General features: G+C 63.2%; 17 protein-coding genes. 14 read left to right on the top strand and 3 right to left on the bottom strand.

From position 1 onward, the window contains the following. The first annotated feature begins 7 nt into the window (after window positions 1–7). From Q1A52_RS20685 to Q1A52_RS20670, 4 genes are all read left to right on the top strand, one after another. Window positions 8–1,267 carry an aminotransferase class V-fold PLP-dependent enzyme gene (locus Q1A52_RS20685; RefSeq protein WP_300019615.1) on the top strand — a complete coding sequence of 420 codons (1,260 nt, stop codon included), beginning with the start codon at window positions 8–10 and terminating at the stop codon, window positions 1,265–1,267. 50 nt (window positions 1,268–1,317) lie between these two features. Further along, a complete protein-coding gene (locus Q1A52_RS20680; RefSeq protein ID WP_300019613.1) occupies window positions 1,318–2,604 on the top strand; it encodes an acetylornithine deacetylase/succinyl-diaminopimelate desuccinylase family protein in 1,287 nt (428 codons plus the stop codon). Window positions 2,605–2,702: 98 nt separating this feature from the next. Then, a complete protein-coding gene (locus Q1A52_RS20675; protein ID WP_300019611.1) occupies window positions 2,703–2,876 on the top strand; it encodes a hypothetical protein in 174 nt (57 codons plus the stop codon). Next, window positions 2,869–3,258 carry a type II toxin-antitoxin system death-on-curing family toxin gene (locus tag Q1A52_RS20670; RefSeq protein WP_195822209.1) on the top strand — a complete coding sequence of 130 codons (390 nt, stop codon included), beginning with the start codon at window positions 2,869–2,871 and terminating at the stop codon, window positions 3,256–3,258. The genes Q1A52_RS20675 and Q1A52_RS20670 overlap by 8 nt, the downstream gene beginning before the upstream one ends. On the opposite strand, the gene panC is transcribed toward Q1A52_RS20670, so the two are convergent. After that, a complete protein-coding gene (gene panC / locus Q1A52_RS20665) occupies window positions 3,255–4,118 on the bottom strand; it encodes a pantoate--beta-alanine ligase (RefSeq protein WP_300019609.1) in 864 nt (287 codons plus the stop codon). The two genes, Q1A52_RS20670 and panC, sit on opposite strands and share 4 nt — an antisense overlap. Further along, the gene (panB, locus tag Q1A52_RS20660; RefSeq protein ID WP_300019607.1) at window positions 4,115–4,954 is read right to left on the bottom strand and encodes a 3-methyl-2-oxobutanoate hydroxymethyltransferase; all 840 of its coding nucleotides are present in this window, start codon (window positions 4,952–4,954) and stop codon (window positions 4,115–4,117) included. Before panB ends, panC begins: the two co-directional genes overlap by 4 nt. Window positions 4,955–5,112: 158 nt before the next feature. Here panB and Q1A52_RS20655 point away from each other — a divergent pair, with 158 nt between their 5' ends. Continuing rightward, window positions 5,113–6,588, top strand: a complete 1,476-nt coding sequence (locus Q1A52_RS20655) for an ABC transporter substrate-binding protein (RefSeq protein WP_300019740.1) — start codon at window positions 5,113–5,115, stop codon at window positions 6,586–6,588. A 314-nt stretch (window positions 6,589–6,902) separates the two neighbouring features. Further along, window positions 6,903–7,112: a hypothetical protein gene (locus Q1A52_RS20650; RefSeq protein ID WP_195822159.1), complete on the top strand. Its 210-nt coding sequence runs from the start codon at window positions 6,903–6,905 to the stop codon at window positions 7,110–7,112. A gap of 121 nt (window positions 7,113–7,233) precedes the next feature. Here the strand turns inward: Q1A52_RS20650 and Q1A52_RS20645 are convergent, their stop codons facing one another. Further along, window positions 7,234–8,379: an acetoin utilization protein AcuC gene (locus tag Q1A52_RS20645; RefSeq protein ID WP_300019605.1), complete on the bottom strand. Its 1,146-nt coding sequence runs from the start codon at window positions 8,377–8,379 to the stop codon at window positions 7,234–7,236. Between the two features lie 78 nt (window positions 8,380–8,457). Here Q1A52_RS20645 and Q1A52_RS20640 point away from each other — a divergent pair, with 78 nt between their 5' ends. The 8 genes from Q1A52_RS20640 (at window position 8,458) to Q1A52_RS20605 (ending at window position 15,338) form a co-directional block, all read left to right on the top strand. Next, window positions 8,458–9,405, top strand: coding sequence for an ABC transporter permease (locus tag Q1A52_RS20640; RefSeq protein ID WP_300019603.1), 948 nt, complete (start codon window positions 8,458–8,460; stop codon window positions 9,403–9,405). After that, window positions 9,402–10,217 (top strand): ABC transporter permease, encoded by an 816-nt coding sequence (locus Q1A52_RS20635; RefSeq protein ID WP_300019601.1) that lies wholly within the window; start codon window positions 9,402–9,404, stop codon window positions 10,215–10,217. Before Q1A52_RS20640 ends, Q1A52_RS20635 begins: the two co-directional genes overlap by 4 nt. Further along, a complete protein-coding gene (locus Q1A52_RS20630; protein WP_300019599.1) occupies window positions 10,214–11,827 on the top strand; it encodes an ABC transporter ATP-binding protein in 1,614 nt (537 codons plus the stop codon). Before Q1A52_RS20635 ends, Q1A52_RS20630 begins: the two co-directional genes overlap by 4 nt. A 47-nt stretch (window positions 11,828–11,874) precedes the next feature. After that, complete coding sequence (locus tag Q1A52_RS20625) at window positions 11,875–12,372, top strand: GNAT family N-acetyltransferase (protein WP_300019597.1); 498 nt, start codon at window positions 11,875–11,877, stop codon at window positions 12,370–12,372. Window positions 12,373–12,382: 10 nt separating this feature from the next. Then, window positions 12,383–13,129 (top strand): SDR family oxidoreductase, encoded by a 747-nt coding sequence (locus Q1A52_RS20620; RefSeq protein ID WP_300019595.1) that lies wholly within the window; start codon window positions 12,383–12,385, stop codon window positions 13,127–13,129. Further along, the gene (locus Q1A52_RS20615; RefSeq protein ID WP_300019593.1) at window positions 13,126–13,476 is read left to right on the top strand and encodes a cupin domain-containing protein; all 351 of its coding nucleotides are present in this window, start codon (window positions 13,126–13,128) and stop codon (window positions 13,474–13,476) included. Before Q1A52_RS20620 ends, Q1A52_RS20615 begins: the two co-directional genes overlap by 4 nt. 79 nt (window positions 13,477–13,555) lie before the next feature. Further along, complete coding sequence (locus Q1A52_RS20610; protein WP_300019591.1) at window positions 13,556–14,557, top strand: P1 family peptidase; 1,002 nt, start codon at window positions 13,556–13,558, stop codon at window positions 14,555–14,557. Then, window positions 14,550–15,338 carry an alpha/beta hydrolase gene (locus tag Q1A52_RS20605; protein WP_300019589.1) on the top strand — a complete coding sequence of 263 codons (789 nt, stop codon included), beginning with the start codon at window positions 14,550–14,552 and terminating at the stop codon, window positions 15,336–15,338. The genes Q1A52_RS20610 and Q1A52_RS20605 overlap by 8 nt, the downstream gene beginning before the upstream one ends. The last annotated feature ends 5 nt before the right edge of the window (window positions 15,339–15,343 follow it).

Raw genomic sequence — 15,343 nt, 5'->3', positions numbered from 1 at the left:
GACCGACATGCCCCCTTTTTCCCCTGATTTGATGTCCGATGTCCGTGCCCGATTTGCCCATGTGGACGGCTGCCCGTTTCAGGGGCCGCGCATCTTCTTTGAAAACGCAGGCGGGGCGCTGACGCTGAATTCCGTCGTCGAGACCTCGGCAAAATTCGCCGCCATTCCGGATAATCAGGGCCGCGACAACCCCGCCGCCCATGCGCTCGTTGACCTGATCGCGCAATCCAAGGCGGATATGGTGGATTTCTTCAACCCGAGGGGTGGCCAGTTCTTTGTCGGGGAAAGCGGCACCGAACTCACCTTTCGCCTGATCCGCACGGCGGTGATGGGAGCGCCTGAGGGCGGCGCGGTGATCGGCTCGACCGTCGAACATCCCGCATCGCGCTCTGCCGCAACCCATTGGGCGCAGATTGCGGGCAAAGACTATATCTCCGTGCCCCATGATGACGCCACCGGGTCGGTCAGCGCCGAAGCCTATGCGGCCCTCATGACGCCCCACGTGCGGGTCGCAACCATCCTGCATACCTCACCCGTGACCGGCATCGCTAATGACGTGGCCTCTATTGCTGCCGCAATCCGGGCCGTCGCTCCCGAGGCCTACATCTTCGTCGATGGCATCCAGCATGCAAGCCACGGTCACATCGACATCGCCGCCTATGACATTGATGGCTATGTCATCTCGCCCTACAAGGCCTTTTCGCGCCATGGCTACGGGGTCGCCTGGGTGTCGGACCGGATGACGGCGCTGCCTCTGGAACAGCTGGCGAACGGCCCACGTGCCCATTGGGAGATGGGCACCCGCGATACTGGTGCCTATGCGACATTCTCTGATGTCGTCGCCTATCTCAACTGGCTGGGCGCACAGCACAGCGACAGCGATAACCGACGCACCCGGCTGGAGGCTGCGGGGGCTGCCATACACGACCACGAACAGGCGCTGACCCAGGCGATGCTGCATGGGACCGGCAACCTGCCGGGTCTGGCGGAACTACCGGGCATCACCATTCTGGGCGGCATCGACAATCCCGCGCGTGAGGGGTTGGTCTGTTTCGCCCTGAACCACCTGCCTGCCGCCGAGATCGTCAGCGCTCTGAACGCACAGGGTATCCGCACCCATGTCCGCAAGGCAGATCACTACTCTGGCAACATCCTCAATCCCCTGGGTCTGGAGGCCGCTGTCCGGGTCTCAATGTGCCACTATAATAGTGTCGAAGAAGTCAGCACGTTTCTGGGCGCCATGAAGGACATCGCCGGGGCCGGCTGAGCGGCCGTTTTCACCTTGCCCGGATGTCGCAATTGCCTGACAGTGATTTCATGCTGAACCCCACCTCTCTGTCTGACGCCATCGATGCCAAACGCGCGAACCTTATTGCGCTGACCCGTGACCTGATCCGCATTCCCACGCTCAACCCGCCCGGCGATTGCTATCGCGATATCTGCGACTTTCTGGACAGGCGCCTGTCGCGCCACGGGTTCGAGACGAAACTGATCAGGGCGTATGAAACCCCGGGAGACAGCGACAAATATCCCCGGTGGAACATCGTCGCGCGCCGGGAAGGTGCACGTTCCGGCGACTGTGTGCATTTCAACAGCCACACGGATGTGGTTGAGGTCGGCCGCGGCTGGACCATGGACCCCTTTGGCGGCGCGGAAAAGGATGGCAAGATCTACGGACGCGGGGCCTGTGACATGAAGGGCGGGCTCGCCGCATCGATCATTGCCTGCGAGGCCTTCATCGAAACCAATCCTGACTTTTCCGGTGCCATCGAAATCTCTGGCACGGCGGATGAGGAATCCGGCGGCTATGGCGGCGTCGCCTATCTGGCCGAAGAGGGGTATTTCGACCCTGCCCGCGTGCAGCATGTGATCATCCCCGAACCGCTGAACAAGGATCGTATCTGTCTGGGGCATCGCGGTGGCTGGTGGGCGGAGATCGAGACCAAGGGCGAGATCGCCCATGGTTCCATGCCCTTTCTGGGTGACTGCGCCGTGCGCCACATGGGCGCGGTGCTGTCGGAGTTCGAAGACAAACTGTTCCCCGCCATGGCGGCGCGCCACACCGATATGCCCGTGGTGCCCGACGGCGCGCGGCAATCCACGATGAACATCAACTCCATCCACGGCGGCCAGCCGGAATTCGCCCCGGGTGACACGAGCCTGCCAGCGCATTGCGTGCCCGACAGCTGCCGCATCGTGATCGACCGGCGCTTTTTGCTGGAGGAACCGCTCGATCAGGTCCGCAGCGAGGTCACCGCACTGCTCGAAGGTCTCAAAGCCAGTCGCACCGATTTCGAGTATGAGCTGACCGAGTTGAACGCGGTCCTGCCTTCGATGACCGACCGCGACGCCCCGGTGGTGCGCACCGTGGCGCAGGCCATCGAAGACGTCATGGGCCAGCCGCCGGAATATGTCGCCTCTCCCGGCACCTACGACCAGAAACACATCGACCGGATCGGCAAGCTCAAGAACTGCATCGCCTACGGGCCGGGCATCCTTGAACTGGCGCATAAACCCGATGAATACGTCGGGATCGATGACATGATCGACAGCGCCAAGGTGATGGGCCGCGCCCTGGAAACGCTGCTGTTGCCCCCGGACTGACCGTCACAGGAGCGCAGCGGCAGGTCATATCTGGTTTACGATCCCTTGATATACTGCCCAAGGATGTGCATTTTCAGGTGGAGAAGGATACCGAAGCAATGGCCAAGACAAACAGCGCGACCGTCGCACGCACGGCAGACACCGGCAAATTCACCCTCCGCAAGGAAGGGGGGGATACATCCGTGCATGCCTCCGGCAAGAAAACACCCACGGTGGTCAGCGCCTCGATCAGCAAAAACAGGGACGCCCTGAAGCGATTGGCCAATCGGTAAGCCGCACTACCGGGTCAATCTAGGCGATGTTCTGGAAGCCCACGAACAATCACTGGAAGCTTTTGGCGGGCTGCGCGGCATCTGCAATCTCGACAGTATCCTGGGCGCAATCGGCAGACCCTACCACGGCTATCACCGTCCCATTCACAAGAAGGCCGCAGCCTTGCTGCACGGCCTGGCGACATCTCATGGCTTCAACGATGCCAACAAACGCACCGCATGGCTCACCACGGAAGTTCTCTGCCTCAACAGCGGCTACGATTTGGCGGTGCAAGCTGATGACCGGATCGATGATGTCGTGGTTGACGTCGTGACCGGCGCGATGCCGCAAGAGGCGCTCGAAGACTGGTTCCGGGCGCGCCTGTCAAAGCTGAGTGATTAGCCGGACGCAGGCATCACCGGCACGTCGATATTGTCGATCAGCCGAACCCCCGCCAGCCATGCCGCAGCAAAGAGGCGGGCGGGTTCGGTTGGCCGCTCCAGCGCCTCCAGCGCTGCACAGGACCGAAGCTCGAAATAATCGATATCGGTAAAGCCGCCTGACGTCAGCCGGGCAACCGCCGCCGCCTGAAGGGGTGCGAAACCCTCACCGACTGCAAGCTTTTCGGCCACCTCCTGCATCACTTCAGACAACAAAGGCGCCTTGACCCGCGCCCGGTCGCTGAGCAGCAGATTGCGCGAGGACATCGCCAGCCCATCTTCTTCCCGGATCGTCGGGCACCCCACCACCTCGATGGGAATATCCAGATCCCGCGCCATTCGCTGCACCACCATCAGCTGCTGGAAATCCTTTTCACCAAAAAAACCCTTGTCTGCTGAGGTCTGGGTAAAGAGCTTGCTTACTACCGTCGCCACCCCGTCGAAATGGCCGGGCCGATGGGCACCACAAAGCACATCGGTCATCCCACCCACCGAGACATTCGTGGCAAACCCGTCTGGATAGATCTGGCTCACATCGGGGGCATACACGGCATCCACCGTAAAACGCGCCAGCTTGCGCGCGTCTTCTTCCTCCGTGCGCGGATAATTGTCGAGATCCGACGCCTGATTGAACTGCTTTGGGTTCACGAAAATCGTCACGATCACCCGGTCGCATGCGGCCTTGGCCGCCGCCACGAGGCTCAGGTGACCATCGTGCAGCGCCCCCATCGTCGGCACCACCCCGATGCTTTCCCCTGCCCGCCACCAGCCTCGCGTCAGATTGCGAAGCTCCGCCAGGGTTCTTACGATCGGGGGGGTCACGCGCGCGTCCCTCCCTTGGGTGCCGCATCTGCAAACACATGCTCCGGCCCCGGAAAACGGCGGGCGCGTACCTCCTCTGCATAGGTGGCAATCGCCGCCTCGCCGGTCTGCCCAAGCTCTGCATACCGCTTCACGAACTTCGCCTTGAACGCCGTGAACAACCCCAGCATGTCATCCACCACGAGGATTTGCCCGTCACAGCCTGCAGAGGCACCGATGCCGATGGTGGGGATCTCCACCTCCGCCGTGATCCGATCCGCCAGCCCCTGTGGGACTTTCTCCAATACCACTGCAAAAGCTCCTGCAGCTGCGACGGCGCAGGCGTCTTCCATCATGATGTCGCCCTGCGCCCCCCGCCCCTGGACCGTGTAGCCCCCCAGCGTGTTGATGGATTGCGGCGTCAGGCCGATATGCGCCATGACCGGGATCCCCCGCTTGACCAGAAAATCGATGGTAGGCGCCATATGCTGCCCACCCTCCAGCTTTACCGCACCTGCGCCCGTCTCGCGCATCAGCGTCGCCGCACTCTCAAAGGCCTGCTCGGGGCCTTGCTCATAGCTGCCAAAGGGCATGTCTATCACCATCATCGACCGGCTCAGCCCCCGCGCCACCGCCCGACCATGCAGGATCATCATCTCCATCGTGACCTCCAGCGTCGAGGGCAGCCCATGCAGCACCATGCCAACGCTGTCGCCCACCAGCACAAAGTCGCAATGGGCGTCCATCATCTGCGCCATGGGGGTGGTATAGGCCGTCAGACTGACCAGCGGCACACCCCCTTTTCGCGCCTTGATATCCGCGGGCATCGGGGCTGTTTTCCGGGCTGTGGCGCTCATGATCACGGGTCCTGTGCTGTCGTTGCGGATGCCGGATAGCACGGATGCGCCGGAAATCCACGCCCTTGCCGGAAAACCCGCCCTTGATTGACGCGAGGATTGTTGGAACACTCGACGCAGGATCGCGCCCGCCGGGGAGCATGACACAGGGGACCCTTATGCAGACCTTCACACGCAGCCTTCTCGCCTTCACATTTGCCGCCGCCGGGATCGGTGCCCAAGCGCAGACCGATATCACTGTCGCAGTGCAGCTCGAACCACCGCACCTCGACCCGACCTCCGCTGCGGCGGGCGCCATCGACACGGTGCTCTATTCCAACGTCTTCGAAGGGCTGACACGCTTCATGGCCGACGGCGCGGTTGTCCCCGGTCTCGCCGCGAGCTGGGAGATTTCAGATGACGGGCTGACCTATACCTTCACCTTGCGGGACGGCGTGACCTTCCATGATGGCACCACCATGGACGCGGAGGACGTGAAATTCTCCCTCGACCGTATCCTTGCCGAGGACAGTGCAAATGCGCAAAAGGCGCTTTATACCGCGATCTCCTCTGCCGAGGTCATCGACCCGCTGACCGTGCAACTGACCCTGTCGGAGCCCAACGGCAACATGCTCTTCAACCTCGCCTGGGGGGACGCGGTGATCGTGGCCCCTGAGAGCATCGACGGCATCAAGCAAATGCCCATCGGCACTGGCGCCTTCAAATTCGTCGAGTGGGTGCAATCCGACCGCATCGAGCTCGCGCGCAACGACGCCTACTGGGGCACGCCCGCCGCCCTTGAGGCCGCGACCTTCAAGTTCATCTCCGACCCCACCGCCGCCTTCGCCGCAGTGATGGCCGAGGATGTGGATTACTTCTACGCCTTCCCCGCGCCCGAGAACCTGCCACAGTTCGAGGCCGACCCGCGCTTCCAGGTGCTCGTGGGTTCTACCGAGGGTGAGACGATCCTCAGCACCAACAACAAGATGCCGCCCTTCGATAACCCACTGGTGCGTCAGGCTGTCGCCCACGCCATCGACCGGCAGGCGATCATCGACGGGGCGATGTTCGGCTATGGCACCCCCATCGGCACCCACTTTGCGCCGCACAACCCGGCTTACAAGGATCTGACAGGCCAGTCCGCGCACGACCCCGACAAGGCCCGCGCGCTGCTGGCCGAGGCCGGGCTGCCGGACGGGTTCGAGACCACGCTGCACCTGCCGCCCCCCTCCTACGCCCGGCGCGGCGGCGAGATCATTGCGGCGCAACTGGCCGAGGTGGGCATCACTGCCAAGATTACCAATGTCGAATGGGCGCAGTGGTTGGAGAGCGTCTTTCGCGGCAAGGATTTCGGCCTGACCATCGTCAGCCATACCGAACCGATGGACATCGGCATCTACGCCAACCCGGACTACTACTTCCAATACGACAACCCGGACTTCCAGGCGCTGATCACGAAGCTCAACAGCACGACCGATCCCGAGATGCGCGCCACCATGATGGGCGACGCACAGCAGATGATCGCCGATGACTATGTGAACGGCTACCTCTTTCAACTCGCGCAGCTGTCGGTCGCCAAGGCGGAGTTGCAGGGCCTCTGGGCCAATGCCCCGACACAGGCCACGGACCTGACGGGCGTAAGCTGGGCGCAATAGCTCTAGGCCCGGGGCCACGAATCAGTGGCCCCTGGAAACCACCTCCCCGCCGGAAACGAGACTGTCCGGCTCAGTTTACACACGCTGCAAAACAGCATTTTACATACGTAGCCGTATGCGATTTGCAGCAATCCTCCAACGGTGAAAAAACGGCCTGCTTATCCTTCAATCAGGACGAAAAGTTGCGCCTATTTATTGTGCAGTTGCTTGCTCATCTACTACTAAAGCGTGTATTGTGTTCGCATTCGGAGTGGGAACATCCGAAGCTGCTGCATCCCTAAGGACAACGCCTCTTTGGACGAAAGGAGACTGCCTTGACCGACCTACAACAGCGCGCCACCCAATTGGAGCATGAAGTTGAAAACGCCTCGCACACGGAACGCATGGCGCTGCAACCTCAGATCGACCGCGTGATCGCCACGCTGAAAGCCACAGGCCAGATCGTGCCCCGCCGACTGGAGCGGATGAACAACGATCTGCGCGACGAAGCCATCGAGGACATGTTCGACAACATGCCCGTCTGACCCAGCCGGGCGCACCCGCCATGCTTTGGCACCACAGCCAGTTGTGCGCCCTGTTGAACCCCCCTTTCTGACAAAATCCCGATGCATTGCAAACATCGGCCTAGCGCTTGGTGCTGACCCATCAGGGGATGAGGTACGCCCTATGTCTTGGCCGCGCCTCTGTCCGTCGTGACAGAATACCCACCCGGTCCTTGATTGCATCTCTGACCGGCCCGTCGCGGGGCGCGTCGCGCAAGGTCGTGAACCAATGCTCCGGCGGGTTCTTCCCGCGCTTGTTGCCCTCGAACGTCAGCGCGCGCAGCACGGCTTCTGCATCCGCTGGCAAACGCTCCGGAATGGCATGACCGTTGAGCGTCGCCCAGACCCCGGTCCAGAGCCGCCCGACCGACCACGGGTTATAGCCACCCCCACCCAATACAAGCAGGCGCGGCGCCATGCCCATCAGGGCGGAAACCACAGCCCAATGCGCGTTGTTGGACAGCGACAGATGCGCCAGCGGATCTTCCTCCACACCGTCCGCACCGCAGAGCAGGACAATCGCATCCGGTCGGAACGCCTCGACCTGCGGAACAATCAGCGCGTCACGGATAAAAGCCATCTCGCTGTCATTGAGCCTCCGAGGAACCGGCAGGTTCAGCGCCGCGCCGCCTGCATCATCCTCCAGCGGCCCTGTGCGCGGCCAAAGCCGTTCTTCATGCACGGAGATCATCAGGCAGTCGGGATCGCCGTGGAACCCTTCCGCCACGCCGTCGCAATGGTGCGCGTCGATATCAACATAGGCGATCCGCCGCACCCCGTTCCGGCGCAGCGAGAGCATCGCAAGCACGGGATCGTTCAAATAGCAAAAGCCGTTGGCGCGGTCCGGCATGCCGTGGTGCGTGCCCCCAGGCGGGTTGTAGATGACACCACCTTCGCGCAGCAATTCCCCGGCCAGCAGCGAGCCACCCGCCGCCGTGGCCGGACGGCGGAAAATCTCCGGGTAAACCGGGTTTGTCACCGATCCCAGATCATGCCGCGCCAGATCCTCCGCCGTGGCCACCTGGCTGGCCTCGACCCGCTGGAGCGCTGCAACATAATCGGGCGTATGCCAGGCCATCAGCGCCTTTGGCTTGGCACGGGGCGCGGTGATGAACTGCGCCTTCGACAGCCACCCCAACGCGCGGGAGAGATCCATCACCGTGCTGACCCGCGGCACGCGCAGCGGATGCCAGCGCCCATAGCTGGAATGGCGGAAAATCTCGGCGCCGATGAAACGGGGACTGTCCATGACCTCAAGACCTAACGCATTGCGCGCGCTCAACAACCCCTCTGGACCCCATGCGAGGCACCGCCTAACGTCACCGTGATGCTGCGCTATGTGCTCAAACGCCTGCTCTCTCTCTGCATCAGCCTCGCGGTGGCGTCGCTGATCATTTTCACCGTGATCGAAGTGGCGCCGGGCGATCCGGCCTCCTTCATGCTGGGCATCAATGCACAGCCAGAAACGCTGGCCGCCCTGCGCGCGGAGCTCGGCCTAGACGTGCCCAAGGTACAGCGATACTTCAACTGGGTTCTGGGCATGCTCACCGGCGATTTCGGCACCTCCTACACCTACCGCACCCCGGTAACGGACATGGTGGCAGACCGCATTGCCGTCTCGATCCCTCTGGCGCTCTACGCACTGATCCTCTCGATCCTCATCGCCTTTCCGGCGGGCATCTTCGCCGCCTCGCGCCGGGGACACGCGGGCGATCTGGGCGTCATGGGGGCGACGCAACTGGGCGTTGCCCTGCCGAACTTCTGGTTTGCGATGATGCTGGTGCTGGTCTTTGCCATCAAGCTGCGGTGGTTTCCCGCCGGCGGTTTTGCGGGCTGGGAAAAGGGACTCTTCACCGGCCTCACTTCTCTCACCCTGCCCGCCATCGCCCTCGCCCTGCCACAAGCTGCGATCCTGACGCGCGTCATGCGCTCTGCCCTGCTCGACGTGCTGGGCGAGGACTATATGCGGACCGCCCGCGCCAAGGGCCTCACCGCGCGCCAGACCCTCTGGCGTCACGGGCTCAGAAACGCCATGATCCCCGTGCTCACCATCATCGGCTTGCAGTTCTCTTTCCTCTTTGCGGGCACCATCATCATCGAACAGGTCTTTTACCTGCCCGGCCTTGGCCGCCTGATCTTTCAATCAATCTCGGCGCGCGATCTGATCGTCGTGGAAAGCGTGGTGATGCTCGTTGTCTTCGGCGTGATCCTGATCAATTTTCTCGTCGATCTGGCCTATGCCGCCGTCGACCCGCGCCTGCGGTCGCGCACATGAGCCGCACGCTGATCATCGGCGCGGCCCTCTCTGCCCTTTTCATCGGGTTGGCGCTGCTTTCGTTTCTCTGGACACCGCACGACCACACAACGCTCAACATCCCCGGCAAGTTGCAAGCCCCCGGAGGCCCGCATCTGTTGGGCACGGATCATCTGGGTCGCGATATCCTCAGCATGATCATGGTCGGCGCGCGCACTTCCCTTGGCGTGGCGCTGCTGGCGCTCGCCATCGGCCTCACCTTCGGTATCCCGCTGGGGCTGGCCGCCGCCATGCACAAGGGCAGCTGGCTGGATGAGACGATCATGCGCGGCAATGACATCGTCTTTGCCTTCCCGCTGCTGGTCATGGCGATCCTGATCACCGCCGTCTTTGGCCCCTCGGCCACCAACGCGATCGTCGCCTTCGGCATCTTCAATATCCCCGTCTTCGCCCGCGTCACCCGCGGCGGCGCGCTGCCACTGTGGGAGCGTGAATTCATCCTCGCCGCCCGTGTCGCGGGCAAGACCCGCGCGCATATCTCGGTCGAGCACATCCTGCCCAATGTGCTGAACCTGCTGATCGTGCAGGGCACCATCCAGTTCGCCCTAGGCATTCAGGTCGAGGCCGCGCTGAGCTTCGTGGGCCTTGGCGTGCAGCCCCCCACCCCCTCGCTGGGCCGGATGCTGGCCGATGCCCAGACGCTGGTCACCCTCGCGCCGCATATCGCGATTGTGCCCGGCGTGGTCATCATCGGCATTGTCATGGGGCTGAACCTGCTGGGCGACGGCTTGCGCGACGCCCTGGACCCCCGGTTGCAGAGGCTGCGCACATGAGCCTTCTGCGGATCGACCAGCTGTCTTTGAGCATCGCGGGTATTCCCATCCTGAAAGATGTGAGCCTGTCCGTCGCCCCCGGCGAAATCCTCGCCATAACGGGCGAGAGCGGTTCCGGCAAATCGATGACCGCGCTCGCCATGATGCAACTGCTGCCCCGCGGGACGCAGGCAACGGGCACCATCACGTTGGAGCAGACCACCCTCACCGCCCTGCCCGAGGCGCAGATGTGCGCTCTGCGCGGCAATGAGATCGGCATGATCTTTCAGGAGCCGATGACCGCGCTGAACCCGGTGCATACCATCGGGCGGCAGGTGGCGGAGACCATCCGCCTGCATACGGACGCAACAGCGGCGAAAGCGGAGACGCTGGCACGCGATGTTCTTACCCGCGTCGGCCTGCCATCGGACCGCTTCCCGCTCAGCCGGTATCCGCATGAGCTGTCGGGTGGACAGCGCCAGCGGGTCGTGATTGCCATGGCGATTGCGCTGCGGCCCAAACTGCTGATCGCGGATGAGCCGACCACCGCGCTTGATGTCACCACCCAGGCGCAAATCCTCGATTTGCTGAAAGGGCTGGTGCAGGATTTTGGCATGGGGTTGATCATGATCACCCATGATCTGGCCGTCGTGGCGGGTATGGCCGACCGCATCGCCGTCATGCGCCACGGCCAGGTGGTGGAAACCGGCCCGACGCAGGACTTGCTGCACAACATGCGGCATCCCTACACGCGCATGCTGTTCGAAGCCTCCGGCCACCAGGTCGATCTGCCGGACCCGCCGGACCCCGCCCCGCTGCTGGAGGTGCAGGACGTGCACCGCAGCTACCGCCTGCCCCGTCGCCAGCTTTTTGCCGCACCCGGCCAATTCGATGCGGTGAAAGGCGTCAGTTTTACGCTGATGCGCGGCGAACGGCTGGGGCTGGTGGGCGAAAGCGGCTGCGGCAAGTCCACCCTGACCCGCGCCCTCCTCGGTCTTGAAGAGCCACAGCGGGGACAGATCACGCTGGGCGGTGCCCCGGTCACCACGCAAGGAAAGCCCAATCTTGACGTGCGGCGGCGCATGCAGGTGGTCTTTCAGGACCCGTTTGGCAGTTTCAACCCACGTCACCGCGTCGCCCGGCTGATCACCGAACCCTTCCATTTGCTGCCGGACCCGTCCAAGGGTGCCGCACGGCAGGATGCCATCGCCGAAGCCTTGACCGCCGTCGGCCTGCATCCCGACGACGCCACACGCTACATTCACGAATTTTCGGGCGGCCAGCGTCAACGCATCGCCATCGCCCGCGCGCTGATCATCAAGCCTGATCTCATCCTGTTTGACGAGGCGGTGTCGGCCCTCGACGTCTCTGTCCGGGCGCAGATCCTCGATCTGCTGGCCGACCTTTGCCGCACTCATGGGCTGACCTATCTTTTCATCTCCCATGACCTCAGCGTGGTCCGGTCCGTCACGGATCGCGTCATGGTGATGCAGGCCGGAGAGATCGTCGAAGAGGGCCCGACAGAGGCCGTCTTTACCAAGCCTCAACATCCTTACACCAAAAAGCTCATTGCGGCAGCGCCCCGGCTGCCGGACCTGAGGACTGCGCATGAAGATGCCACGCATGGCTGATCCAAGACGCTCTGCCTGCGAAAGAGCGCAACAGGCGGCCCCTGTGCATGTCTGATATTGTCCTGCGCCCGATCACCAGATCCCAAGATGCCGAAGACGCGCTTGATCTGGCGCAGCGCGCTGCGGACTACGTAACCTTGGAGGTCGGCCACGCCCCGAACATGGATTTCATCGACGGGTTTTTCACAGCCGTGCCGCCGGGCCTCAGCCAAGACGCGCTCATGACCTTTGCGGTGATGGAAGAACAGGCCATGGCCGGCATGATCTGCATCGCCGAAGGCTACGAGTTTCCCACGGATTGGTGGATTGGCCTGATGCTGCTAGACCCGGCCTTTCGCAGGCGCGGGATCGGCCGAGCTGTGCTAAGATTGGTCAAGCGAAAAGCACGCCGGGCCAAGATGACAATGCTGAAGCTCTCGGTTCTCGAGGCGAACCCGCGTGCGGTGCATTTCTGGATGCGCGAGGGGTTTGTCCCGCATCGTCATGCCCCGGCAACGCCAGAGAGCGACGGGCATGACCGGTGGGTTTTGAAGTACCATCTTTAGGGAGGACAAGATGCGACTGACAGGAAAGACGGCCGTTGTCACAGGCGGCGCCTCGGGCTTTGGCGCGGGTATCGTGCGCAAGTTCACATCCGAAGGCGCGCGGGTGATGATCGCAGACCTCAACCAACAAGGCGCGCAGGACTTATGTGACCAGATGGGGGACCATGCGCTGGCCTGTGCGGTTGACGTCTCCGAGGGCGCCTCGGTCAATGCCATGGCGCAAACGGCACTCGATGCCTGGGGACATGTCGACATCCTGGTCAACAACGCCGGTGTGACCCACCTGCCCACCGCGCTGGAAGAGGTGGCGGAGGAGGATTTCGACCGGGTGCTGGCGGTGAACGCCAAATCCGTCTATCTGACCGCCCGCGCCTTCGTCCCGCATATGAAAACCCGCAAGGCCGGGGCGATCCTCAACATCGCCTCCACCGCCGGGGTGTCGCCGCGCCCGCGGCTGAACTGGTACAACGCCTCCAAGGGCTGGATGATCACGGCCACCAAGGCCATGGCCGTGGAACTGGCCCCCGAGGGCATCCGCGTGAACGCCCTGAACCCCGTGGCAGGGGAAACACCGCTGCTCAAATCCTTTATGGGAGAGGACACGCCGGAAATGCGCGCCAAGTTCCTTGCCACCATCCCGCTGGGCCGGTTTTCAACACCACAGGACATGGGAAATGCGGCTTGCTTTCTGTGCTCGGATGAGGCCTCTATGATCACCGGTGTGGCCATGGAGGTCGACGGAGGGCGTTGCATATGAAGACGGTGAACCTGGCCGAGAAACTCGCGCAATTCACCAGCCACTGGGACCCGCATGTGGTGGCCGACTACAATGACAACGAGGTCATGGTGGTCCGGTTTCAGGGCGAATTCCCGTTTCACCTGCATGAAGACACCGATGATTTCTTTCTGGTGCTGGAAGGCGAGATGGTCATGGACCTCGAAGATGCAGCGCACCCCGTGAAAGCAGGCGAGCTCTTCATCGTGCCCAAAGGCGTGACCCACCGGCCCCGCGCGGCGGAAGAATGCAAGGTGCTGCTGATCGAGCCCAAGGGCGTGCCTAACACCGGCGACCCGGCCACAGCAACCTCGAAACCCCGCATCTGATCCGGGTGTTTCATCGTTCGTCAAATATGCAAATCGACATCGGCAGGGGCGCGCGGCGCGTGTTCCTGATCTGCACCCTATGATCCCGGGCCCGCGCAACCTCATCACCGACGTCAGCGGGCTGAGGGTCGGAAATGCCGCGGACAGCGGGCTCAAGTCAGGCTGCACGGTTGTCACCGCACGCGCGCCCTTCATGGCGTCGGCGCATGTAATGGGCGGCGCCCCCGGCACGCGCGAGACCGATTTGCTGGCCCCCGACAAATCCGTCTCCGAGGTGGATGCGCTGGTGCTTTCGGGCGGCTCTGCCTACGGGCTGGATGCCTGTTCGGGTGTGGTTGACGGGCTGCGTGCCGCCGGGCGTGGCTATCGCGTGGGCGATGCCACCGTCCCCATTGTGCCCGGGGCAATCCTGTTCGATCTGCTCAACGGTGGGGAGAAGGGCTGGGCCCGAAACCCCTACCCTACTCTGGGCCGCGCGGCCTTTGACGCTGCAGGTCCGGATTTTGCTCTGGGGACTGCAGGCGCCGGGACGGGCGCCTTGACCGCCATGATGAAAGGCGGTCTTGGATCGGCGTCGCTGGTGCTGCCGGATGGCACCACCGTCGGGGCGCTTGCAGCGGCCAATCCGCTGGGCGCCGTGACGACACCCGGCGATCGGCATTTCTACGCAGCCCCCTTTGAGATCGACGGCGAGTTCGGCGGGCTCGGCCCCGATCCGGCCTCCGGCCTCGGGCGGGACATGACCAGCCGCAAGCACACCGCCTTCTTTGAACGTGCCAATACCACCATCGCCATCGTGGCCACCGATGCCGCCTTGACCAAACCGCAGTGCTACCGCATGGCGGTGGCAGCCCACGACGGTATTGCTCGCGCCTGTGTGCCTGCCCATTCGCCGGGGGATGGCGATCTGGTCTTTGCCCTCTCAACGGGCGCGCGTCCCGACACTGATGCGGCGCGGGATGTCACGCTGATCGGCCATGCCGCGGCCCTGTGCCTGACCCGCGCCATTGCCCGCGCCGTCTATGAGGCGACCCCGGAAGACGGCGACCTGTTGCCCTGCTGGAGCGCACTGAATGCCTGATCTGGACCTGCCCGATGTCACGCTGCATTACGAGGTCATCGGCAATGGCCCACCCCTGATGCTGGTCGCGGGCATGCTCTCGGACAGCGCGAGCTGGGCACCGCTGGTCCCATTTCTGTCAGATCATTTCACCCTGATCTGCCCCGACAATCGCACCACCGGAAGAACTTTCCCGCAGGACGCCCCCGCCTCACCGAAGATCTGGGCAAAGGATGCGCTGGCCCTGCTGGCCCATCTTGGGCACGACATATGCCACGTGGTCGGCCACTCTTTGGGGGGCTACATCGCCTGGGCCATGGCCTCACTGGCCCCGGACCAAGTGCAAAGCTGCACGATGGTCGCCTCGGCCCCGCTGAGCCTTTTCCGCAACATGGACCTGTTCCGCAGCCTTGTTGCAATCCGAAGATCAGACGCACCGCCGGATACCTGGCTGCGCGTGTTCCTGCCCTGGATTTTCACGCCGGAATTCTACCAGACACCGGGCGCCATTGACGCCGCCATCGCACAATCGCTGGCTTATCCGCATGCGCAGTCTGCGGACGCCATGGCGCATCAGCTGACAGCCGTAGCAACGGCGGATCCAGCACTGTTTGAGGCGCGCCCGGATGTGCCGATGCAGGCAATTCTGGCAGAGAAAGATTTGCTGATCCCTCTGGATCTTGCCCGGCAGGCGCTGAACGGGATCCCGACAAAGGTTGTGTCGGGATGCGGGCATGCGCCCCACTGGGACGCGCCGGATCAAGTGGCGCGCGCCATAAAACGCTTCACTGACAGCCATTGACCGGC

Source organism: uncultured Roseobacter sp., from assembly GCF_947488185.1.
Classification (GTDB): Bacteria; Pseudomonadota; Alphaproteobacteria; order Rhodobacterales; family Rhodobacteraceae; genus Roseobacter.
The sequence above is the reverse complement of the archived record's forward strand: the minus strand, read 5'-3'. Positions and strand labels throughout refer to the sequence as shown.